General features: G+C 50.2%; 1 protein-coding gene. It reads left to right on the forward strand.

Annotated elements, in window-relative coordinates:
- Positions 1-1,231, forward strand: a 1,231-nt coding sequence (gene tssI / locus CVP05_RS05900; RefSeq protein ID WP_133118707.1) for a type VI secretion system tip protein TssI/VgrG, incomplete at both ends; no start/stop codon positions are given.

The raw sequence follows: 1,231 nt of genomic DNA on the forward strand, positions 1-1,231 counted from the left end.
AAAACACCTTAGTTCTCTGTGATGTGGCGGCACGACTAGAAGCCAATCACGCCCTCACCCTGCCTTATAATCCCCATACTACCGCCCAATTACAAGAAGATAGCATTACCGACTTCCGCTTTGGTGAACAGGTTCGCCCGACGGATGTGGTCTTAAAAGATTACACCTTCAAACACCCCAACTGGGCCGCGCAAGCCGAAAAAGAAGCCCATGCCGATGACAGCCGCTACCAACGTCTCGGCTATGAGCATTTTGATTATCCTGGACGTTATAAAGCCAGTCATGTGGGATTAGATTATGCCACTTATCGCTTAGACCAACTGCGACGGGATGCCCATCAAGGACAAGGTCGCAGCAACAGTGCGCAACTGTGTTGCGGTCAATTATTATCCCTCACTCACCACCCTCACCTCCCCTGGAACACCCTCTGGCAAGTTACCGAAGTCATATGCCGAGGCGAACAAGCTCAAGCCTTAGAGGAAGAAGCGCAACATACAAACCAATCCACAGGCACTTATTTAACCACCCAATTTAAGGTAATACCGAAAAACCAAAACTACCGCGCCAATGTGCCGCAAAAGCCACAAATTTATGCACAAACGGCCACCGTCACCGGTCCGGCAGGAGAAGAAATCTACACCGATAACTACGGACGCGTCAAAGTGCAATTTCACTGGGACAGAGCGGGGAAACAAGATGACCACAGCAGCTGCTGGATACGCGTAGCCCACCCTTGGGCAGGACAAGGGTGGGGCATGTTAGCGCTGCCGCGTATTGGTCAAGAAGTGGTGGTGGATTTTCTAGATGGCGACCCAGACCAACCGGTTATCACCCATCGGGTCTACAATGCCCTACAAATTCCCCCGGGCAACCTCCCGCATACCATGACCCAAATGCATATCCGTTCAAAGACCTACAAAGGCAACGGCTACAACAGCATCATGTTTGACGATGCCACCAATGATGAACTGTTTCATCAACACGCAGAGCGGGATATGGAAACGGTGGTCAAACACGACCAACGAAACTTTATCAAAAACCACCGCACTTTAGATGTAGACGGCAGCCAAACGACCACGATTGGCAGAGGAAGAACCACCACGATTGAAACGGGCAACGACATCAAAACCGTACTGGCGGGTAACAACATGGAAACCATTGCCTTACTCAAAAGTATACTGGCCAAAGAGATATTTCAGTTTGCCAATGACAGAATCGAACTGGAAGTGGG

This window comes from Conservatibacter flavescens, assembly GCF_002795425.1.
In the GTDB taxonomy this organism is placed as follows: domain Bacteria; phylum Pseudomonadota; class Gammaproteobacteria; order Enterobacterales; family Pasteurellaceae; genus Conservatibacter; species Conservatibacter flavescens.